The sequence below is a fragment of the Haloarcula vallismortis ATCC 29715 genome (assembly GCF_000337775.1).
GTDB lineage: Archaea > Halobacteriota > Halobacteria > Halobacteriales > Haloarculaceae > Haloarcula > Haloarcula vallismortis.
Window position 1 is genome coordinate 20,361 of sequence record NZ_AOLQ01000059.1, and the last position, 19,612, is coordinate 39,972.

A 19,612-nucleotide genomic window follows, 5' to 3' on the forward strand; every position below is an offset into this window, starting at 1 on the left:
TTAGATATTCCAGAGGTCCAGATCGGTCGGTTCGTCGTGCTCCCGCTGGAGTTCTGTCTCGAATCCGCGGACGTACAGCTCGCCCGCCCAGACGGTGCCGGCGTTCAGGTGGCCGGCGACCGCCTCGCCGTCGGGCCGTGAGAGGACGGCGTGGGTGTGGGCGAAGCGCTCCCCATCGAGGTGCGAGATGTTGCCCATGCAGGCGGCAACTTCAAGCGGTTCGTCGAAGGTCAACGAGTCGTACTCGGTCCGGTCCTGGTCGTAGAACATGAGTTCCGCGTCTTGGACCGCCCCGAGTCCGTAAAAAAAGCCGGCGTCGATGCCCTGTTCGTCCGCGAAGGCCTCGATCTGCGCGCGCCAGTCCCCACCGTGGTCCAGCCGGCAGACGAACTCGGACGTACTGTCGACTTCGCGGTAATCCATATCTGTACTGGATGGCAGGCCGCTCCAAAAGCGTTGCTTTCGGTCCAACCGTTTATATCCGAAGCCGAGACCACGGCCGCTGTGACGTAGTCACCGCCCGTCGCGTTGCGCGGTTGTGCGGCACACCGCGGCGGGACTGACGCGTGCCGCCTGTTCGCCACGATGTCAGGACAGACGACCGACCGGCGTTATGCCGGCAGTGACACGCGACTTACCGGCTGGTTTCGGTCGGCGTCGTAGAAGGCGAGTTCGTCGACGGTCCATTGGACCGGCTCGATGTCTCGCTCGACCAGCCGCGCGGCCGTGTCGCGGTCCCCACCGCGGGCGACGGTTACGTGGGGGACGTACTCGTCGCCCTCCATGTCATCGACGGGGTCGAACCGCTCGCAGAGTCGCTCGTGCAGGGCGACCAGTCCGGGGCTCTCCACAGCGAGATACACCACCGGCGAAGGACCGGTCACGGCCGTCTCGAACTGCTCGACGCCCGAAACCCGCGCCTCGAACGCGGGCTGGCCGCGAAGCGCCTCGCGTCCCTGTGCTTCTCGTCGAGCGTAGGTCGTATGGTCGCCGTCGCCCAGTCGCTTGGCGACTAGCGTGTGTTCGCCCCGTCCCCGTCGCTGTGCGAGCGGCAGGTCCGCCGCGAGGTCGGCCGCCAGCGACGTGACTGCCGACGGGAGCGGGACGTTGATGCTGTACACAGTGAGCGAGTCGCCCGCTACGGGCAAAAAGAGCGCGGTCCTACAGCCGGTCGAGCAGCCACAGGACGATGAGAACAACGAGGACGATCCCGAGTATCGGCTGGAGCGGCCCGAGGAGCCAACCCAACAGCCCCAGAACCCCGCCAACAATTTCGAGCACCAACCAGACCACAATGAGGACGAGGACAATCTTCAGCAGGCTGTCTACGTCGAGTTTGGCTCTGTCCATGCTCGACAGAACTCCCTCGCCGGGCAAACCCCTTATGGCCGTGGGAGCTGGCGGTTCAGGTCCGAGACGGAAGCGGCATGGGATGTAAGGCTACTTGCTATTCAATCAGACAATCGGCAATAAACGATATACCTGCTGAGGGGATAGCCGCGGTAGGATGGGCCGGACCGCTGGAACGCTGGTAGTTATGCTCGTCGCGACAGCACTGCTTGTACCAACAGCGGCCGGAATCGGTTTCGGTGGCCTCGAACAGCAGTCAGTCGACCCGGACGTGGTCGTGATGACGGCCGACGTGGAACCGGATGGGGCCGCCGACTGGACGGTCGCCTACCGCATCCGGTTGGACGACGACGACGCCACGCAGGCGTTCAAGGATCTGCAGGCGGACATTCAGGCCAACCCGTCGGCATATACGGACCGCTTCGAGAGTCGGATGCAACGTACCGCCGGGGCAGCGGAAAACACGACCGGCCGCGAGATGGCTATCGAGAACGTCACCGTGAGCGCGCGCGAGGAGACGTTCGGCCAGACGTACGGCGTCATCACCTACCGCTTCCAGTGGACGAACTTCGCCGCTGTCTCGGACGACCGACTCGAAATCGGCGACGCGCTCTCGGGGCTGTTTCTGGACAGCGAGACCTCGCTGACAGTACAGTGGCCGTCGGACTATCGAGCTGAGTCCGTCGCCCCGCAGCCCGACGAACGGGGGAACGCCTCTGTTACGTGGCGCGGCCAACAGGAGTTCGGGGAGAACGAGCCACGGGTGGTCGCCAGTTCGTCTCGCGGTGACGGGGGTAACAGTCCCCTCATTGCCGGCTTCCTCGCCTTGATCGGTATCGCCGCCACAGCGTACGTTCTCAGGCGGTACGGCATGCTCGGTGGCGGTGAGACAGCCGAACCACCGGCATCGATGGTCGAACCGGACGACCCGCCGCCGGAACAGCCCGTAGCCGGCACGGACGCAGATGCTGGCGCACCCCCGGCCGAACTCCTGAGCAACGAGGAACAGGTCCTGCAACTGCTCGAATCGAACGGCGGGCGACTCAAACAACAGCAGGTGGCCGGCGACCTTGACTGGACCGACGCCAAGACGAGCCAGGTCATCGGAGGCCTGCGCGATGAGGACAAGGTCGAGACGTTCCGCATCGGCCGGGAGAACGTTGTGACGCTCCCCGATACTGACGTGACCGGTGGAAACAGCGACGAAGGAGACGAGGCCGACAGCGGCGACGAACCTCAGTAATAAGGCTGTCGACGGTTTATCCGAACAGGTTTGCCATATCCACCGGCATATTGCGGTTTTAATCCGGCTTAACCGGCGCTAATCCGGAGTCACTAACGCCTATTTATAGGATGTTCAGGAGCCAAGCAAGTGGTGTCATGAGACGAGCGACCCCGCTGTTGGTGGTGCTGGTGCTCGTAGTGAGTACGCTCGCCGCCGTCCCAGCCGCAACGATGGCACAGGAAACGGAAACGGTGACCGAACAGGCCGACGAGAGCACGACGCCCCCCGGCGCACAGCTTGCGGGCGTCGTCAGCGTGCAGGGGGCCGAAATAGACGGTGAGGTTCAGTCCCGGACCTTCGGGGTTCGTGTCGCACGGGCGAACACCAACGACGCCAAAGCCGCCGTCGTCGCCGACCAGCTGAACGACTCTGAGTCGCGACTGGAAGAACTGCAACAGCGCAAGCAGGCGCTGGAGCAAGCCCGCGAGAACGGCTCGATGAGCGAGGGCGAGTACCGGGCGAAGGCCGCACAGCTCCACGCCGAAACGAAGACCGTCCAGCGGCTGGCCAACGAGACGAACGAGACAGCCAGCCAGCTCCCCGCCGAAGCGCTGGAGAAGAAAGGTATCGACCCGGCGGCGATCAGGACCCTCTCACAGCGCGCAAGCGAGCTGAGCGGGCCGGAAGTCGCCGCTATCGCACAGGGAATCGCCGGGCCGAACGTCGGGCAGCAGGCTCGACCTGACGGTGCCGGCGACCGCGGCGGTGATGCGGCGGACCGAACCGAAGCGGGTGACCGTCCGGGGGCCGGGCCGGATCGGACCCCGGCGAGTGAACGGACGGACGATACCGATACGACGCCGGCCAACGAGACGGCCACCAGCGGCGGGGACACCGAGCCGCCGGGTGGCGGGTCCGACGCTGTCGACGCTGGCCAATAGCCAGAAAGAAGGCGAATACACTGTTCAAAGCTCGTCACACGCCAGTCAATCTGCTGGTACTGGCCGCTTCAGGCGACGTGATGGCTGCTACGGGACTGTGTCTGTTGACCACACCCACACCACCGTGAACACGGAAACTATTAGTACCCGAGTCACACAGCAGAAAGTAGATGACGCGGACCTCTCGCTCCACGATGCTTGCTGCGGATAGCGAGGGGTCCCTCCGTTTCTCCCCACGACGACGACCGGGCCGTTTCTAGGCCCACTACTACTTACTCTTCACTCGGCAGGTTCGTTTCGTCGCCAGACGCCGTCGTCGTCGGTTCGATGGGATACTCGATATAGTGTTTGATCGAGAAACCGACAGGCACACCACGGAACAAATGCAGAACACATCCATGCCAGAAGGAAACGGAACCGTCGCGCTCGCGTTCTCGGGCGGGCTTGACACGACAGTCTGCGTATCGCTGCTGAAAGAGGAGTACGGCTACGACGAAGTCATCGGCGTCACCGTCGATGTCGGCCAGCCCGACTACGAGTTCGAGGAGGCCGAGGAGACCGCCGAGGCACTGGGCGTCGAACAGCACGTCGTCGACGCCAAAGCGGAGTTCGCTGACCTCTGTATGGAGGCCGTCAAGGCCAACGCCGACTATCAGGGGTACCCGCTCGGGACCGCCCTCGCGCGCCCGGTCATCGCCAAGGCCATCCTCTCGGTCGCCGAGGAGGAGGGCTGTTCGGCCGTCGCGCACGGCTGTACCGGCAAGGGCAACGACCAACTGCGCTTCGAGGCGGTCTGGCGCGACTCTGACCTCGACGTCATCGCGCCGGTGCGCGAACTCGGGCTGACCCGCGAGTGGGAGAACGAGTACGCCGCGGAGAAGGGCCTGCCCGTCGAGGGCGGCGACGGCGGCCGCTACTCCATCGACACGAACCTCTGGAGCCGCTCCATCGAGGGCTCGGAACTCGAAGACCCGAGCACCATCCCGGCCGACGACATCTACAAGTGGACCGACAACCCCTCGGACAAGGACGCCGAACTCGTCGAGGTCACCTTCGAGGACGGCATCCCGGTCGCCGTCGACGGCGAGGAACTCGGTGGCGTCGAACTCATCGAGCAACTCAACGCGCAGGCGGGTGCCCACGGCATCGGCCGCACGGACATGATGGAAGACCGCATGCTCGGGCTGAAAGTCCGCGAGAACTACGAACACCCCGCGGCCACCGTCTTGCTGACGGCCCACGAGGCGCTGGAAGGCCTCGTCCTCACGCAGGAGGAACGCCAGTTCAAAGCCCAGGTCGACCAGGAGTGGTCCCAGAAGGCCTACCAGGGTCTCGTCGACGCGCCGCTGACGGGCGCGCTCGAAGCGTTCATCGACGATACCAACGAGCGCGTCACCGGCTCTGTTACTGTGAAGCTCGAAGGTGGCCACTGCCGCCCGGTTTCGCGCGAATCGGAGTACGCCGTCTACAGCGAGTCGGCGGCTTCGTTCAACGAGGAGGACGTTTCCGGCGGTATCACACAGCAGGACGCAACTGGCGTCGCGAAGTACCACGGCTTCCAGTCCCGCCTCGCGAACAAGATTCTGGATGACGCGAAGAAAGGGGCCGCCGTCACTGACGGCAGCGGCGATGCCGTGAGCGAGGACACGGAGGAGTAACGGCATGAGCGACGGCGGGGACCACGAGACGGCAAACGCTGACGACCACGACGAGACGGTCGTCCGCCGGGACCGCTTCGCGGGCGGGCCCGCTCGGTCGTTCCTCTCCTCGCTGTCCGACGACCAGCGCATCTTCGCGGCCGACCTCGCGGTCGACCGCGCCCACGTCGTCATGCTGGCCGAACAGGAGATCATCGACCGCGAGACGGCCGGCGAGGTGCTGGCCGCGCTGGCGGATGTCGAGGACGCCGGCCACGGGGCGCTGCCCGACGGCGAGGATGTCCACGAGGCCATCGAGGGCGCCGTCATCGAGCGCGTCGGCCCGGACGGCGGGAAGATGCACACCGCCCGCTCGCGCAACGACGAGGTGGCGGCCTGCATCCGCTACCGCCTCCGCGAGGACATCCTGGCCCTTGTCGAGACGGTCGTCGGCGCCCGCGAGCAACTAATCGAGGTGGCCCGCGCCGAGCGCGAAACGGTGATGCCCGGCTACACGCATCTCCAGCCCGCCCAGCCGACGACGGTCGCCCACTGGGTGCTGTCCTACGAGCAGGCGCTCCAGCGCGACACCGCGCGGTTGGTGGACGCCTACGAGCGCGTCAACCAGAACCCGCTGGGCTCGGCCGCGTTCGCGGGGACCCCCTTCGACGTGGACCGCGAGCGCACGGCGGCACTGCTTGGCTTTGACTCGGTGGCGGAGAACTCGATGGACGCCTCGGCGACCCGGGACTTCCTCGTCGAGACGACGAGCGCCGTCGCCACGCTGGCGACGACCCTGTCGGGGCTGGCCGAGGACGTGGTCGTGATGGCGAGCAAGGGCCACGTCGACCTCGACGACGACTACGCCTCGACCTCGTCGATCATGCCCCAGAAAAAGAACCCCGACACGCTGGAACTGGTCCGCGGACGCACGGGCGACGCTGTCGCCGGGCTGAACGGCCTGTTGACTAACCTGAAAGGCCAGCCCCGGGCGTACAACCGCGACCTCCAGCGTGCCGGGCGCCACGCCTGGGACGCCATCGACAGCGTCACCGAGAGCGTCGCGGTCGCGGCCGGCGCGGTCGCGACCGCCGACTGGCCCGCCGAGACGCTCGAAGCGGCGGCCACTGACGGGTTCTCGACGGCGACCGGCGTGGCCGACCTGCTGGCGATGGCCGGCGTCCCGTTCCGGACGGCCCACGAGGTCGTTGCCGAGGCGGCAGCGGACCTGGAAGCCGACGAAGACGCGCCCGACTACGCGGCGCTGTCGGCCGTCGCCGAGGGCGTGCTGGGCGAGCCCCTGTCGACCTATGTCGACCGCGAGGCCCTGGAGGCCGCGCTCGACCCGACTGAAAGTGTCGCCATGCGGGACTCTCGCGGTGGCCCGGCCCCCGATGCCGTCGCCGAGCAGGTGTCGACAGCCGAGGACGTGCTCGCGGCCGACAGCGAGGCACTGGCCGACTGCCGGCAAGCGGTTTCACAGGCGGCTGACCGCCGCCGGACGGAGGTGGACCGATATGTCTGAGCGACCACCGTCCCCTCGCGGGACAATTATACCATAATTCTGATATACAACTCAGAAACGTCGCGGATTCAGGCTTTTCAAACCATTAGAGTGCTGTCTGTGTAGTAAATTTATTCTGATATGTTCGAAGGCTTTAAGTGGATCCCTATCACAGGATGAACTACAATGGCAGAATGCATCGAGTGCGGGGCGGACGTGTCCCTGCACGACGACCTCGAAGTCGGAGAGATTGTCGACTGTACCACCTGCGGTGCCGAACTCGAAGTCGTCGGCGCCGACCCCGTCGAGCTCGACAGCGCACCCGAGCTCGAAGAGGACTGGGGTGAGTGAGGTGTTCGCGGTCCCGCGGCGCTCGACGCCGTACGTACCCGTGGCGCGTGACGCCGCGAGCCGCGAACGCACGGAGGACCCAGTATGAAAGTCGGACTCCTCTACTCGCGCATCCGCCGGGACGAGAAGCTCCTGCTGTCGGAACTGCGCGAGCGCGACCACGAGATCGAGAAGATAGACGTTCGCAAACAGCAGTTCAACATCCACGAGGCCCCCGAAGCCTTCGAGGACCTCGATATCGTCGTCGACCGCTGTCTGGCGACCAGCCGCAGCGTGTACGCGACGAAGTTCGCGGAGGCCTACGGCGTCCCCGTGGTCAACGGCCCCGAGGTCGCTGACACCTGCGCGGACAAAGTCAACAACAGCCTCGCGCTTGAGGCCGCGGGCGTCCCGACGCCCAACACCGACGTGGCGTTCACGAAGGACGCGGCGCTTGAGTCCATCGAGAAGTTCGGCTACCCCTGCGTCCTCAAGCCGGTCGTCGGTTCCTGGGGTCGCCTGATGGCGAAGATCGACTCCCGCTCGGCCGCCGAGGCCATCCTCGAACACAAGGAGACGCTCGGCCACTACGAGCACAAGATCTTCTACGTCCAAGAGTTCGTGGAAAAGCCCGGCCGCGACATGCGCGTGCTGGCCGTTGACGGCGAGCCAATCGCGGCGATGGTCCGCTCCTCAGACCACTGGCTCACGAACGCCGCGAAGGGCGCAGAGACCAACGAGTTCGAACTGGACGACCGCGCGCTGGAACTGGTCGAGAAGGCCTCCGACGCGGTTGGGGGCGGCTTGCTCGGTATCGACCTAATGGAAGTCGGCATCGACGAGGAGAGCGGCGAGTTCGAGGACTACACGGTCCACGAAGTCAACCACACCGTCGAGTTCAAAGCGCTGAACGAGGTCACCGACGTGGACGTGCCCGCGAAGGTCGTCGACTGGCTCGAACAGAAGGCGGCGACGGAAGCCGACGCCGAGGTGACAGCATGACGTACACCGCAAGCGTCGTCGGCGGCTCCGGGTTCACCGGCGGGGAACTGCTCCGCCTGCTCGAGGGCCACCCCGAGTTCGAACTCGAACAGGCCACCAGCCGCTCGAAGGAGAACAAGACTATCGGGCACTCACATCCGAACCTTCGGCACTCGGACCTGCGCTTTTCATCGCCCGAAGAGCTAGAGTCCGTGGACGTGCTGTTTGCCGCGACGCCCCACGGCGTCTCGATGGAGCAGATCGACGCGTTCCAGGACGCCGCCGGCACGGTCGTCGACCTCTCGGCGGACTTCCGCCTCGATAGCGAGGCGCAGTACGACGAGTGGTACGATGGGCATTCGCGCCCGGACCTGCTCGAAGAGAGCGAGTACGCGCTGCCGGAACTGAACCGCGACAATCTTGAAGGGGCTGACCTCATCGCCTCCGGCGGCTGTAACGCCACGGCGACGATTCTGGGTCTGCTCCCGCTGTTCGAGGCCGACATCCTCTCCGGCGACGAGCAGGTCGTCGTCGACGTGAAGGTCGGCTCCAGCGAGGGCGGGGCCGGCGGCGGCGAGGCCTCTAGCCACCCCGAGCGCTCGGGCGTCGTCCGCCCGTACGCGCCGACGGGCCACCGCCACGAGGCCGAGATCCAGCAGTTCCTCGGCATCGACGTCTCCTTCACCGTTCACGCGGTGGACATGATCCGCGGCGCGAGCGCGACCTGTCACGTCTTCCCCGAGGGGCCCGTTTCGAAGGGCGACCTCTGGGGAGCCTACCGCGGCGAGTACGAGGACGAACCGTTCGTCGAACTCGTCGCTGGCGGCGGTGGCGTCTACCGCTACCCCGAACCGAAGTCGGTCGCCGGGACGAACCGCGCCGAGGTCGGCTTCGAACTCGACCCCGGCAACAAGCGACTGGTCGTGTTCTCGGCCATCGACAACATGATGAAGGGGTCGGCGGGTCAGGCCGTTCACGCCGCGAACGTCGCCCTTGGCATGGAAGAGACGGCGGGCCTGGAGTTCCAGGGACTCCACCCCGTCGGCGCACCGTAACCCTGGAGAGGTTTTCATGACAGTAGTTATCAAAGTCGGTGGCGCTCGCGCGGTCGACCCCGCGGGGGCGCTTGCGGACGTGGCATCGCTCGTGGCCGATGGTGAACAGGTCGTCGTGGTTCACGGCGGCTCCACCAAAGTCGACGAGACGCTCGAACGGCTCGGCGTCGAACCGGAGTACGTCGAGACGCCGTCGGGCGTCGTCGGCCGGTTCACCGACGAAACCACGATGGAGGTGTTCGAGATGGCGTTCGGGCATCTCAACACCCAGCTCGTCGCCGGCCTCCAGAGCGAGGGCGTCGATGCGGTCGGGCTCACCGGCGTCGACGGCAAACTGCTCTACGGACCGCGGAAGTCCGCAGTGCGGGTCGTCGAGGACGGGAAGAAAAAGATCCGCCGTGGCGACCACTCGGGCACCATCAAGCAGGTCAACGGCGACCTGCTGGAGACGCTACTTTCTGACGGCTACACGCCCGTTGCAGCACCGCCGATGGCTGGGGACGACGATGGCGACGTGATTCCCGTCAACACCGATGCCGACCGCTCGGCAGCGGCTATCGCCGGCGAACTCGACGCGACGCTGGTCCTCCTGACCGACGTGGCGGGCGTCTATGCGGACCCCGAGGACCCGGCGACGCTCATCGAGGCCGTCGAGACGGCCACCGACTGGGAGGCCCTCGAAGACGCGGCCGAGGGCTTCATGAGCCGGAAGATAATGGCCGTTGAGGAGGCGCTGTCCGGCGGCGCACCCGAGGCGGTCGTGGCCGACGCCAACGCCGACGCCCCGATTCGCTCGGCGCTCGACGGTGGCGGCACCCACGTCCACGCGAGCGCACTCGAACAGGATACAGACCAGACAGCGACGGAGGAACAATGAGCGGATTCGTCTTCAACGAGAAACCTATTCAGATCGAACGTGGCGACGGTGCCTACGTCTACGACGACAGCGGCACAGAGTACTTGGACATGGGCGCGTCCTACGCCTGCGTCCCGCTCGGTCACAAGCACCCGGCAGTACAGGACGCCGTCACCGAGCAGCTAGAGAAGATAACGTACGTCCAGGCGTCGTACCCCAACGCCCAGCGAACGGCGCTGTACGACCTGCTCGCCGACACCGCGCCGGACCCCATCGACAAGACCTGGCTCTGTAACTCCGGGACCGAGGCCAACGAGGCGGCGCTGAAGTTCGCCCGCTCGGCCACCGGCAACTCCAAAATCGTCGCGACGATGCAGGGCTTCCACGGCCGGACGATGGGCGCGCTCGCAACCACGTGGAAGGACAAGTACAAGAAGCCCTACGAACCGCTCATCGGTGATGTGGAGTTCGTCCCCTACGACGACAGCGAGGCGCTCGCCGAGGCCGTCGATGAGGACACCGCCGCGTTCATCGTCGAACCGGTCCAGGGCGAGGGCGGCATCAACCCGACCTCGGACGGCTACCTCGAAGACGCCCGAGAAATCACCGAGGACGCCGGAGCGGCGCTCATCTTCGACGAGGTCCAGACTGGCATGGGCCGGACCGGTGCGCTGTGGAACTCCCAGCGTGCCGTCGTCGCGCCCGACATGATAACCGCGGCGAAGGGGCTGGGCAACGGCCTCCCCATCGGCGCGACGCTGTGCCGGGACTGGATCGCCGAGGACTACGGCTCCCACGCCTCTACGTTCTCCGGCGGGCCGGTCATCTCTGCGGCCGCCGGTGCGACGGTCTCGACTATCATCGAGGACTCGGTGCCGGGCAACGCCGCCGTAATTGGCGACTACCTCCTGACGGAACTGGAAGCGGCTATCGGTGACGAGGTTCGAGACATCCGCGGCGAGGGCCTGATGATCGGCGTCGAGGTCGGCCGCGGCGCGAACGCGGCGCTGAAAGAGCTCGCACTGAACCACCAGGTGCTCGCTTTGCCGGCCGGCCGCACAGTCGTCCGCCTGCTCCCGCCGCTGACCATCGACGAGGCCCACGCCGACGCCGTTGTCGACGCGATGGCGGAGGTGGTGGGATGAGCGAAGCCGCGACGCCTGAGGCCGACACGGAGGCGCGTGACCTGCTGGAAGCGGTCGTCCGCATCCCCTCGGTCTCGCGCAACGAGCGCGAGGCGGCCGAGCAACTGGTCGAGTTCTTCGAGGCCCACGGCCGCGAGGTGTGGCTCGACGAGGTCGGCAACGTCCGTGCGCCCGCCGACGACGGCGTCCTGCTCACCTCCCACATCGACACGGTTCCGGGTGACATCCCGGTCCGTATCGAGGAGACCGACGAGGGCGACGTGCTGTGGGGTCGCGGCAGTGTCGACGCGAAAGGGCCGCTGTGTGCGATGGCCGTCGCCGCGGTCCGTACCGGGGCCTCCTTCATCGGCGTCGTCGGCGAGGAGGTCGACTCGAAGGGGGCCCGATTCCTCGTCGAGGACCGCGACTCTGCACCCGACGCGGTCATCAACGGCGAGCCCTCCGGCTGGGAGGGCATCACGCTGGGCTACCGCGGCCTGCTTGCCGGGACCTACGTCGCGACCAGCGAGTCCGGCCACTCCTCACGCCCGGAGAACAACGCGATTCAGGACGCTATCGACTGGTGGTCGTCGGTCGACGACGAGTTCGACGACGACGAGTGGCATCCGGTGTTCGAGCAAGTCACCTGCAAGCCCGTCGAGTTCGAGGGCGGTCCCTCTACCGACGGACTGAGCGTCGAGGCGACGATGGACGTGCAACTGCGGGTCCCGCCGGAGTACACCACCGACGAGATTCGAGAGATAGCTGACGGCTATCTGACCAACGGGACCGTCAACTGGAACGACAGAGTCGAACCGGTGATGCAGAGCCCCCGGACCAGCGCCGCCAGAGCGTTCCGGGCCGCGATTCGCCAGCAGGACGGCGAGCCGACGCTGCTTCGCAAGACCGGCACCAGCGACATGAACGTCTTCGCCAAGGCGTGGGACTGCCCGATGGTGACCTACGGGCCCGGCGACTCCGACCTCGATCACGCACCGAACGAGCACCTCCCGCTCGACGAATACGACCGCGCCGTTGCGGTGCTTGAAACCGCCGCCGGACGCCTGCTGGAGGACTGACATGGACATACTCGACGTCGACGACCTCACGACCGACGAACTGGCGACTGTCCTCGCCCGCGCCGCGGCCATCAAGGCCGACCACGGCGAGGGGAGTACGAGTGACCTGCTGGACCAGCAGACGCTGGGGATGATATTCGAGAAACCGTCGACACGAACCCGCGTCTCCTTCGAGACGGGGATGACGCAACTGGGCGGCCACGCCGTGTTCCTCGGTCCAGACGATATCCATCTGGGCCACGGTGAACCGGTCAAGGACACCGCCCGCGCGCTCGGCCGCTACGTCGATTTCATCATGGCACGCGTGTTCGACCACGCCGATGCCGAGGAACTGGCCGAATACGCCGAAGTCCCGGTCATCAACGGCCTGACCGACGACGCCCATCCCTGCCAGACGCTGGCCGACCTGCTGACCATCCGCGAGCAGTTTGGCGACTTTGAGGACGTCTCCGTGGCGTGGGTCGGCGACGGCAACAACGTCTGCCAGTCCTTTGTCATCGGCGCAGCGATGGTCGGGCTGGACCTCACTGTCGCCACCCCCGAGGGCTACGGCATCTCTGACGATGTCGCCGACCGCGCCGCTGCCTTCGGCAACGCGCCGGAGACGACTCACGACCCCGAGGCCGCCGTCGCCGACGCCGACGTGGTGTACTCCGATGTGTGGGTCAGCATGGGCCAGGAGGACAAACGCGGCCAGAAACTCGAAGATTTCGAGGGGTTCCAGATCACGACGGACCTGCTCGGAGACCGACCGTTCATGCACTGCCTCCCTGCCCACCGCGGCGAGGAGGTCACCGACGACGCCATTGAGTCCGACAACGCTGTCGTCTGGGACCAGGCAGAGAACCGCCTGCACGCCCAGAAGGGGCTGCTCGCGTGGCTGGCCGAGCAGGAATAACGGTTTGCGGCATCTGTACCGCGCGCCGTCGGCGCGCGGTTTCACGCGAATCGCGTCGCGATTCGCGCCTTTTTCGCCACCGAAAGACTCGCGCCGCTGTGGGAACCCGACGACGAAAAACGTGGTTTAGAAGTGCCCGAACTTGTCCCGGCGGAACACGTCGATGCTGTTGATAGCGGTCGGCGGGTCCTGTCGCATAGCGAAGGCGATAGCGTCGGCTACCTCCTCGGGTTCGGTCACCTCTCCCGGCTCGAACCGCTCGTTGAACGGGGTTCCGTCCTCGGAGCCGAACTCAGACCGCACCTCTGAAGGATTGACCACGGTGACGCCGATGTCGTCGTCACCGACCTGGCCGGCGAGGCTCTGGGCGAAGCCGCGGAGCCACCATTTGGTGGCGGCATAGACGGGGTTGAACGGTCGCGGATACTGTCCGGCGAAGCTACCGACGAACACGAGCGAGCCAGCCCCATCACGGAGATGAGGCAGCGACTTGCGGGCGGTGTAGAACGCGCCGTCGACGTTGACGTCTATCATCGTCCGGTACTGCTCGTCGGACAGTGTCTCCACGTCCGAGCCGCGGCCGACGCCGGCGTTGACGACGACACCGTCGAGCGAGCCGAGGGTTTCGACGGTCGACTCGATAGCGGCCGCGACCTGTGCCGAGTCGCTCACGTCGGCCGGCACGACATGGGCGTCGACGCCGTGGTCGTCGGTGATTTCGTCGGCCAGCTCAGAGAGACGGTCTTCCCGACGGGCGACCAGCGCCACGTCCGCCCCGTCGTGTGCCAGTTTTCGGGCGGTCGCTGCGCCGATACCCGAACTCGCGCCGGTGACCAGTACAGTCGTCTCTGCCAGTGGTGCCGAATCCATGGTCGGACTCATGGGTGTCTCGGGGTTAGCGTTTGGGCCCGGCGACTCACGACGTGGCGACGGTCGACCGCCGCGAGTCAGAGAAACACCGACGAGGCCCGCTTGACGAAGTCGACGGGGTCGGACCGGAGCTGTTCGACGTATCTGAGCGGATCAGATTTGACCGCTTCAATGGACATGCGGCCGTTTCTGGCGACGCGGCTCAGATAGCCCTGCTGGAGCATGCGGTTTTGCTCCTTGCTGTAGACGGGCTTGTTCGTATGCATGGCTATTGTTCGGGCCTGAGAATGCGAACTCTCGATGAATAGCTTGGCGTCTGAACACTGGTACACCCCGGCCTTGTACTCGCCGTGGTTGCCTGCAGCGACCCGCGTGGCCTTATCGGGGTACTGCATCATCACTAGCTCGTCGTACTCGATCCCGTGTTCGTCAAGCCAGGCAGCGGTCTCGCTGCGATATTTCTCCAGCCGACAGGTGACTATTTTCCCGATTTTCACCGACGGAACACAGATCGGGTCAACAGTCGAGATAAACTCCCGGTATTCCGGCCCGTCGTCGTTCTCTTCCGGCGTCGGGTCGCGACAGAGGATGCCGTCGAGGTCAACGCAAGAGTTTCTGAGGAAGGCGTGGTGCATCATGTTCCACTCGAACACTCTCGGAAACGCCAGGGTCTGGGCGTACGTATCGACGAACCGCTCTGCGCCCTCGTCAACGTACACAGCGCCGTAGTGCACGTCAGCGGACAGGTCGAACCCGTCAATTACTGACTGGGCATCGGTCATTTCGCTGCCGGTGTAGACGGTATCGTCGACCACCAGTATCTTCGAGAATTTCGAGAGGTCGAACTCACCGTCGTACCGTTCCCCCGTCTGCAGGAGTCTCCCCTCCCGCAACCCGTCGATATCTGTCATCGGGAGGTTGAGATGTAGCGAGAGTAAGTTTGACACTAACATTCCACTTCTGGGTATTCCGACGATCAGATCCAGGTCATCTGGTAGATCGACGATCCACTCCTGCGTATCACCACTGAGATGGTCGAAACTCCTGTAATTCATTGGTCTCTGGGATCGGGAAGTATTAGCAGCCTCATCGTAGCTCGAACACCACGAGGAGAAATGCGCTTACTTCTTTTCAGGTGACATCCGCCGGCGAGTGTTAATACCTTTGATATATAACACTACGGAATATTATACTGAAATTAAAGGTCGCCTGCGATAGCCCACATTCTGCTGTAGGACAATTCTCCACCCGAAACAGCACCCTTTTTGATTACATTGTCAATAGTTTTCACAGTAATACTTGCTGCCGGCATCCTGCTAGCTGTGGCTTCCAGCTGAAACAGTACTCGATCTGATATATCTGGCAACGGCTCACAGGGATACCCCGAGCTACTGACGATAGCCCGGAACCGGATGGAAGCAGCCAGAGCTGGTGCCACGGCGGTGAGGTTGAGGTAACGACCCTGTTTATCGGGGTTGGAACAATACAGGTGGGTATGTCTGTCAACCCGTCTCCGGACCAGTTTCACGAACTGATGGTCGACGACGAGCCGAATCTCTCAGACGTGATGGCCTGTGTGTTCGGTGTGCAGGAACACGAGGTACGGACGTATCAGACATTGCTTGAGACACCTGCAAGCACTGTCGAAGAACTCGCTGACGAACTTGGCCGCGACCGCTCGAACGTCAATCGTTCGCTGTCGACGCTCCGCGAGAAGGGGCTCGCGACGCGGAAACGACGGCTCCTCGATGGTGGTGGCCACGTGTACCAGTACACTGCGACACCGCTGTCGGAGGCCCGTGAACTGATGCACGAGACGCTCGACGAGTGGACCGTCGCGGTCCATCACCGCATCGACGAGTTCGACGCCAGCCCCGGCGAGTGATAGCTATCGCGCCGTGAGTCCTGATGGAATGGCCGACAACCGTCCGACTTTTGCCCACTGGGGGCATGGTCCCGATAATGGCTGACCTGCAACTCACCGACGACGTGCCGCCGGTTGCCGACGACGGCGTCTGGCTGGCCTGTATCGAGTGTGGTGAGACGTTCGCTCCGTTCGACGCGATTCGCTACACCTGTGACGACTGCGACGGCCTGCTTGAGGTCCGCTACGACGACCTCCCGACCTTCGACGAGTTCGAGGGCTCGGGGGTCTGGCGGTACAACGCCGCCCTGCCCTTCGAGGAGGGCGTCACGCTCCCCGAGGGTGACACGCCGCTCCACGAGATGCCCCGCCTGAAAGACGACATCGGCGTCGACGCGCTCCGCGTGAAACACGAGGGGATGAACCCCACCGGTTCGTTCAAGGACCGGGGCATGACCGTCGGTGTTCGGGTCGCGCAGGAGGTCGGCGTCGACCGACTGGCCTGTGCCTCGACAGGGAACACCTCTGCGGCGCTTGCGGCCTACGGTGCTCGCGGCGGGATGGAGACGCTCGTGCTCCTGCCCGCCGGGAAGGTCGCGGCTGGGAAAATCGCGCAGGCGAGCCTCCACCGCGCGCGGATTCTGGAGGTCGACGGCAACTTCGACCAGTGTCTCGACATCGTGCAGGACCTCGCCGCCCGCGGCGAGGCCTACCTCCTCAATTCGCTGAACCCCTTCCGCCTAGAGGGCCAGAAGACTATCGGGCTGGAGATCATGGAGGAGTTCTACGCCGACAACGGCGAGTACCCGGACCGCATCGTCCTGCCGGTCGGCAACGCCGGCAACACCGCGGCGCTGTACAAGTGCTTCCGGGAACTCGTCAAGGCCGGCGCTATCACCGAGGACCAGGTGCCCAAACTCACTGGCGTCCAGGCCGAGGGAGCCGCTCCGATGGTCGAGGCTATCGAGAACGGCTACGAGGACACCCGCCGCTGGGAAGACGTCGAGACCCGAGCGACCGCCATCCGAATCGGCAATCCGGTCAACGCGCCGAAGGCGCTGCCGGGTATCCGGGAGACCGGCGGCACCGCCGTCGCCGTCTCTGACGAGGAAATCACCGCGGCCCAGCGCGATATCGCCGGGGAAGGCGTTGGCGTCGAACCGGCCTCTGCGGCCTCCATCGCCGGCCTCCGGAAACTCCGACGCGAGGGCGAGGTCGATAGCGACGAGTCGGTCGTCTGCCTGACCACGGGCCACCTGCTCAAAGACCCCGAGGCAGCCGCCGAAGCCGGCAACGAGCCGGAACCGGTCGCAAACAGCACCGAGGCTGTGCTGGACCTCATCGAGGAACCGTCGTCAGTCACTGATACAGTTCGGCGACAGGTCTCGAAGGCCACCGACGCACCGCTGGTCCCGGCGCTAGTCGCCGGTGGTCTCGGCGTCGCGTACCTCTACCGGAAGTTCCTCTCGAAGAAGTAACGTCAGCGGGCAGGACCGCCACCGGTGTGGCTCTGTTCGACGCTCTGGCTGAAACCTGACTTCGCCGACTCCCCGTTCGATATTTTCCCACCTTTTCGCCAGTAGAAATATCCATCTGCCGCGGGAATAGCGACGCAATGGACGCACAGACGCGGGGCGTGTCGGGAGTGCCGTGCCGGAACACTGTCGTCGAGACGCCGCTCGCGCCGGGGACGCCACCAACTGGGGTAGTGCTGTGACGGGCGTCTACGAACGGGCGCTGGGCGACGCGGCCGACGACCTCCATCCGAAGGTTCGCGACCGATACAGCCTCGGGGCGGACGACGGGACGGTCTGTGTTGGCCGCGGCGAGATGGACATCACTCGCGGGACGCTGGTTCTGCCGGCGCTGTACGCGATGACGACCCAGAACATGCTGTTTCCCGAAGCCGGCGAGGACGTGCCGTTTTCAGTGACGACAGTGGCCTACACGACCGAGGGTGGGCACGAGGCGATGACGACCCGCCGCGCATTTGACTTCCGTGACACCACTCGCGTGTTCGACTCGCTGACCGTCTGGGACGCTGATGCAGAGCGACTGCTTGACTTTCTCGGAACGCACGGCCGGGTCGCCAGCGAACTCCACCCGCAGGTCGAAGACGGCGCGCTCGTGGTGACCGGCGGCCGGCAGTGGGCCCGTCTGGGCAACCGCTACGTTCCGCTCCCGGGGCCGTTGGCCGCCGCTGTTGAGGTGCGTGACCGCTACGACGAGGACGACGAACGCTACCACGTCACCGCGACCGTCGAGAACGACCTCGCGGGCCATATGCTCGGCTACCGCGGGACCTTTACACAGGAGCAGACTGCCAGCGACGGAACCCCTGACGACCTCCGAATCGTCCCCGGGCTTGCCCGACTCCCGCCGCGATGAGCGGCCGTCCCGTCGGTGCCCGGCAATCAGAACCCGACAGCATCGCCCAGCCCGCCATCGGCGGCGTCGCCGTGGCAGACCTGAGCACGGTGCTTGGGGCGGTGGTCTGGCTGTCGCTGACGGCGACTGGGGCACTCGATACTATCGAACGGGCGCTTGCACTCGCGCCGCTCGTGCTGGTCCCGCTTGCGCTCCGAACGGCGGTAACCCGGACGTTTCAGGCACCTGCAAATCGGCTCACGACCACAGCTATCTGGCTCCAGCCGGCCGGCGCACTCCTGCTCGCGGCCTCGCTGGTCGTTTCGTCACCTGCGCCGCTGGCCGCCGCGCTCGCAACGCCGTGGCTGGCCGTTACTGGCCTCCTCGGATACACCGCGCTCGTGCGGACTCACAGACGCGGCGGTCTGTCGCTTCCGGAGACAGCTATCGATGCCGGCTTCGCCTACATCTCAGTTGGCGCGGTCGCGCTCCTGCTGGCCCATCTCGACCTGACGTTCTGGTTCGACCGCGTCATCATTCGACTGACGGCAGTCCACTTCCACTACGCCGGGTTCGTCCTCCCGGTCGCAGCAGGACTGGCCGGCCGGCACCTCGGTGCCCACTTACGGGGATTCCGCGCTGTCGTCGGTGTCATCCTCGTCGGCCCGGCGCTCATCGCGGTCGGCATCGCCTTCTCGCCGGTAGTGGAGATCATCGCCGTGAGTGTCTTCACCGTCGCTGTCGCGGCCTTCGGTGTCCTCGTTCTGTGGCGTGTCGTCCCGAGCTGTTCCCGACCACAGGGCGTTCTGTTGGGCGTCTCCGCGGTGGCGCTCCCCGTTTCGATGGCACTTGCGCTCGGCTACGGAGTGTCGACGTTCACCGGTCGCTCGCTGGGACTCACGATTTCGACAATGGTCGCGTTGCACGGGTCGCTGAACGCGTTCGGGTTCGGGCTCTGTGCCATGCTCGGCTGGCGACTCGGCCATTCGTGGGCCGCGTAGCCGAGAGTCAGTGCTCCGCTCGCTCTGGCTCTAACCGGTAGCGTGTCGTCTCCTGTCCGTCGAACCGGGGGCCGTTTCCGGTAGACGTGAACCCGACGGCCTCGACAGCGGTCTGGACCTCCGATTCGTCTTCCGGGAGCAGTAGCTCGACAGTCATGTGTTCCCGACGTGCGAACGCAATCGGGTCGGAAAGCAGTTCTTCACAGGCCGCCGTTGACCCGGCCAGCTGCGTCACGTGGACGGTTCCACGCTCGGCGTCGAAGCTCACGAACCCAATGATGTCGTCACCTTCCTCGGCCACGCGGACGGTACGGTCGTGGACGAGGTTTCGCATCACGTCCGGCGGCCCGTCAGCGAGGGCGGCCAGTCGTTCGGCGTCATCTTCGATAGCGTCGCGGATATCCATACATGTGCGTGGGAACCCCACGCAAATAAACGGTGTGTCGGACGCTCCGGACTGTGCCCGCCTTCGCAGCAACAGGGCTTCGCACGACGGAATCTGCCGGTCGCCGTCAACAGTGAGACGCGGT

The 19,612-nt window shown here is 65.3% G+C and carries 21 protein-coding genes; 15 read left to right on the forward strand and 6 right to left on the reverse strand.

Going from position 1 to position 19,612, the window contains the following annotated elements:
• The 3 genes from C437_RS13885 to C437_RS13895 form a co-directional block, all read right to left on the reverse strand.
• Window positions 1-423 carry a PPC domain-containing DNA-binding protein gene (locus C437_RS13885; RefSeq protein ID WP_004517606.1) on the reverse strand — a complete coding sequence of 141 codons (423 nt, stop codon included), beginning with the start codon at window positions 421-423 and terminating at the stop codon, window positions 1-3.
• Window positions 424-611: 188 nt separating this feature from the next.
• The gene (locus C437_RS13890) at window positions 612-1,121 is read right to left on the reverse strand and encodes a 2'-5' RNA ligase family protein (RefSeq protein WP_049919815.1); all 510 of its coding nucleotides are present in this window, start codon (window positions 1,119-1,121) and stop codon (window positions 612-614) included.
• A 40-nt stretch (window positions 1,122-1,161) separates the two neighbouring features.
• Window positions 1,162-1,350 (reverse strand): DUF7554 family protein, encoded by a 189-nt coding sequence (locus C437_RS13895; protein WP_004517608.1) that lies wholly within the window; start codon window positions 1,348-1,350, stop codon window positions 1,162-1,164.
• 157 nt (window positions 1,351-1,507) lie between these two features.
• Here C437_RS13895 and C437_RS13900 point away from each other — a divergent pair, with 157 nt between their 5' ends.
• The 11 genes from C437_RS13900 (at window position 1,508) to argF (ending at window position 12,980) form a co-directional block, all read left to right on the forward strand.
• The gene (locus tag C437_RS13900; RefSeq protein ID WP_004517609.1) at window positions 1,508-2,593 is read left to right on the forward strand and encodes a helix-turn-helix transcriptional regulator; all 1,086 of its coding nucleotides are present in this window, start codon (window positions 1,508-1,510) and stop codon (window positions 2,591-2,593) included.
• A 137-nt stretch (window positions 2,594-2,730) separates the two neighbouring features.
• Window positions 2,731-3,516 carry a hypothetical protein gene (locus tag C437_RS13905; protein ID WP_004517610.1) on the forward strand — a complete coding sequence of 262 codons (786 nt, stop codon included), beginning with the start codon at window positions 2,731-2,733 and terminating at the stop codon, window positions 3,514-3,516.
• Between the two features lie 398 nt (window positions 3,517-3,914).
• The gene (locus C437_RS13910) at window positions 3,915-5,174 is read left to right on the forward strand and encodes an argininosuccinate synthase (RefSeq protein WP_049919822.1); all 1,260 of its coding nucleotides are present in this window, start codon (window positions 3,915-3,917) and stop codon (window positions 5,172-5,174) included.
• A 4-nt stretch (window positions 5,175-5,178) separates the two neighbouring features.
• On the forward strand, window positions 5,179-6,678 hold the full coding sequence (argH, locus tag C437_RS13915) for an argininosuccinate lyase (protein ID WP_004517612.1): 1,500 nt from the start codon (window positions 5,179-5,181) through the stop codon (window positions 6,676-6,678).
• 165 nt (window positions 6,679-6,843) lie between these two features.
• Window positions 6,844-7,008, forward strand: coding sequence for a lysine biosynthesis protein LysW (gene lysW / locus C437_RS13920; RefSeq protein WP_004517613.1), 165 nt, complete (start codon window positions 6,844-6,846; stop codon window positions 7,006-7,008).
• Between the two features lie 84 nt (window positions 7,009-7,092).
• Window positions 7,093-7,989, forward strand: coding sequence for a lysine biosynthesis protein LysX (lysX, locus tag C437_RS13925; protein ID WP_004517614.1), 897 nt, complete (start codon window positions 7,093-7,095; stop codon window positions 7,987-7,989).
• Complete coding sequence (argC, locus tag C437_RS13930) at window positions 7,986-9,023, forward strand: N-acetyl-gamma-glutamyl-phosphate reductase (RefSeq protein WP_004517615.1); 1,038 nt, start codon at window positions 7,986-7,988, stop codon at window positions 9,021-9,023. The genes lysX and argC overlap by 4 nt, the downstream gene beginning before the upstream one ends.
• Window positions 9,024-9,039: 16 nt before the next feature.
• Window positions 9,040-9,900, forward strand: a complete 861-nt coding sequence (locus C437_RS13935) for an acetylglutamate/acetylaminoadipate kinase (protein ID WP_004517616.1) — start codon at window positions 9,040-9,042, stop codon at window positions 9,898-9,900.
• Window positions 9,897-11,024 (forward strand): aspartate aminotransferase family protein, encoded by a 1,128-nt coding sequence (locus tag C437_RS13940; protein WP_004517617.1) that lies wholly within the window; start codon window positions 9,897-9,899, stop codon window positions 11,022-11,024. Before C437_RS13935 ends, C437_RS13940 begins: the two co-directional genes overlap by 4 nt.
• Window positions 11,021-12,082, forward strand: coding sequence for a [LysW]-lysine hydrolase (locus C437_RS13945; protein WP_004517618.1), 1,062 nt, complete (start codon window positions 11,021-11,023; stop codon window positions 12,080-12,082). Before C437_RS13940 ends, C437_RS13945 begins: the two co-directional genes overlap by 4 nt.
• A 1-nt stretch (window position 12,083) precedes the next feature.
• On the forward strand, window positions 12,084-12,980 hold the full coding sequence (gene argF, locus C437_RS13950; protein WP_004517619.1) for an ornithine carbamoyltransferase: 897 nt from the start codon (window positions 12,084-12,086) through the stop codon (window positions 12,978-12,980).
• Window positions 12,981-13,106: 126 nt separating this feature from the next.
• On the opposite strand, the gene C437_RS13955 is transcribed toward argF, so the two are convergent.
• Window positions 13,107-13,850: an SDR family oxidoreductase gene (locus C437_RS13955; RefSeq protein ID WP_004517620.1), complete on the reverse strand. Its 744-nt coding sequence runs from the start codon at window positions 13,848-13,850 to the stop codon at window positions 13,107-13,109.
• 77 nt (window positions 13,851-13,927) lie between these two features.
• Entirely contained in the window at window positions 13,928-14,905 is a 978-nt protein-coding gene (locus C437_RS13960) for an orotate phosphoribosyltransferase (RefSeq protein ID WP_004517621.1), read from the reverse strand.
• Window positions 14,906-15,345: 440 nt separating this feature from the next.
• On the opposite strand from C437_RS13960, the gene C437_RS13965 reads away from it, so the two are divergent.
• The 4 genes from C437_RS13965 to C437_RS13980 all read left to right on the forward strand — a co-directional run bounded on the left by C437_RS13965 (window position 15,346) and on the right by C437_RS13980 (window position 19,082).
• Window positions 15,346-15,735, forward strand: coding sequence for a helix-turn-helix domain-containing protein (locus C437_RS13965; RefSeq protein WP_004517622.1), 390 nt, complete (start codon window positions 15,346-15,348; stop codon window positions 15,733-15,735).
• Between the two features lie 65 nt (window positions 15,736-15,800).
• The gene (gene thrC, locus C437_RS13970) at window positions 15,801-17,192 is read left to right on the forward strand and encodes a threonine synthase (RefSeq protein WP_004517623.1); all 1,392 of its coding nucleotides are present in this window, start codon (window positions 15,801-15,803) and stop codon (window positions 17,190-17,192) included.
• Between the two features lie 235 nt (window positions 17,193-17,427).
• Window positions 17,428-18,102: a DUF4166 domain-containing protein gene (locus tag C437_RS13975; protein ID WP_004517624.1), complete on the forward strand. Its 675-nt coding sequence runs from the start codon at window positions 17,428-17,430 to the stop codon at window positions 18,100-18,102.
• Complete coding sequence (locus tag C437_RS13980; RefSeq protein WP_004517625.1) at window positions 18,099-19,082, forward strand: YndJ family protein; 984 nt, start codon at window positions 18,099-18,101, stop codon at window positions 19,080-19,082. The genes C437_RS13975 and C437_RS13980 overlap by 4 nt, the downstream gene beginning before the upstream one ends.
• 7 nt (window positions 19,083-19,089) lie before the next feature.
• Here C437_RS13980 and C437_RS13985 read toward each other — a convergent pair whose 3' ends face one another.
• Window positions 19,090-19,488 (reverse strand): GNAT family N-acetyltransferase, encoded by a 399-nt coding sequence (locus C437_RS13985; protein WP_004517626.1) that lies wholly within the window; start codon window positions 19,486-19,488, stop codon window positions 19,090-19,092.
• Window positions 19,489-19,612: the final 124 nt, after the last annotated feature.

Coding starts and splice junctions, on each gene's coding strand:
- lysX (WP_004517614.1), top strand. CDS start 7,093: ATGAAAGTCGGACTCCTCTACTCGCGCATCCGCCGGGACGAGAAGCTC.
- C437_RS13905 (WP_004517610.1), top strand. CDS start 2,731: ATGAGACGAGCGACCCCGCTGTTGGTGGTGCTGGTGCTCGTAGTGAGT.
- argF (WP_004517619.1), top strand. CDS start 12,084: ATGGACATACTCGACGTCGACGACCTCACGACCGACGAACTGGCGACT.
- lysW (WP_004517613.1), top strand. CDS start 6,844: ATGGCAGAATGCATCGAGTGCGGGGCGGACGTGTCCCTGCACGACGAC.
- C437_RS13980 (WP_004517625.1), top strand. CDS start 18,099: ATGAGCGGCCGTCCCGTCGGTGCCCGGCAATCAGAACCCGACAGCATC.
- C437_RS13955 (WP_004517620.1), bottom strand. CDS start 13,850: ATGGATTCGGCACCACTGGCAGAGACGACTGTACTGGTCACCGGCGCG.
- C437_RS13985 (WP_004517626.1), bottom strand. CDS start 19,488: ATGGATATCCGCGACGCTATCGAAGATGACGCCGAACGACTGGCCGCC.
- C437_RS13910 (WP_049919822.1), top strand. CDS start 3,915: ATGCCAGAAGGAAACGGAACCGTCGCGCTCGCGTTCTCGGGCGGGCTT.
- thrC (WP_004517623.1), top strand. CDS start 15,801: ATGGTCCCGATAATGGCTGACCTGCAACTCACCGACGACGTGCCGCCG.
- argC (WP_004517615.1), top strand. CDS start 7,986: ATGACGTACACCGCAAGCGTCGTCGGCGGCTCCGGGTTCACCGGCGGG.
- C437_RS13965 (WP_004517622.1), top strand. CDS start 15,346: ATGTCTGTCAACCCGTCTCCGGACCAGTTTCACGAACTGATGGTCGAC.
- C437_RS13940 (WP_004517617.1), top strand. CDS start 9,897: ATGAGCGGATTCGTCTTCAACGAGAAACCTATTCAGATCGAACGTGGC.
- C437_RS13885 (WP_004517606.1), bottom strand. CDS start 423: ATGGATTACCGCGAAGTCGACAGTACGTCCGAGTTCGTCTGCCGGCTG.
- C437_RS13935 (WP_004517616.1), top strand. CDS start 9,040: ATGACAGTAGTTATCAAAGTCGGTGGCGCTCGCGCGGTCGACCCCGCG.
- argH (WP_004517612.1), top strand. CDS start 5,179: ATGAGCGACGGCGGGGACCACGAGACGGCAAACGCTGACGACCACGAC.
- C437_RS13900 (WP_004517609.1), top strand. CDS start 1,508: ATGGGCCGGACCGCTGGAACGCTGGTAGTTATGCTCGTCGCGACAGCA.
- C437_RS13895 (WP_004517608.1), bottom strand. CDS start 1,350: ATGGACAGAGCCAAACTCGACGTAGACAGCCTGCTGAAGATTGTCCTC.
- C437_RS13945 (WP_004517618.1), top strand. CDS start 11,021: ATGAGCGAAGCCGCGACGCCTGAGGCCGACACGGAGGCGCGTGACCTG.
- C437_RS13960 (WP_004517621.1), bottom strand. CDS start 14,905: ATGAATTACAGGAGTTTCGACCATCTCAGTGGTGATACGCAGGAGTGG.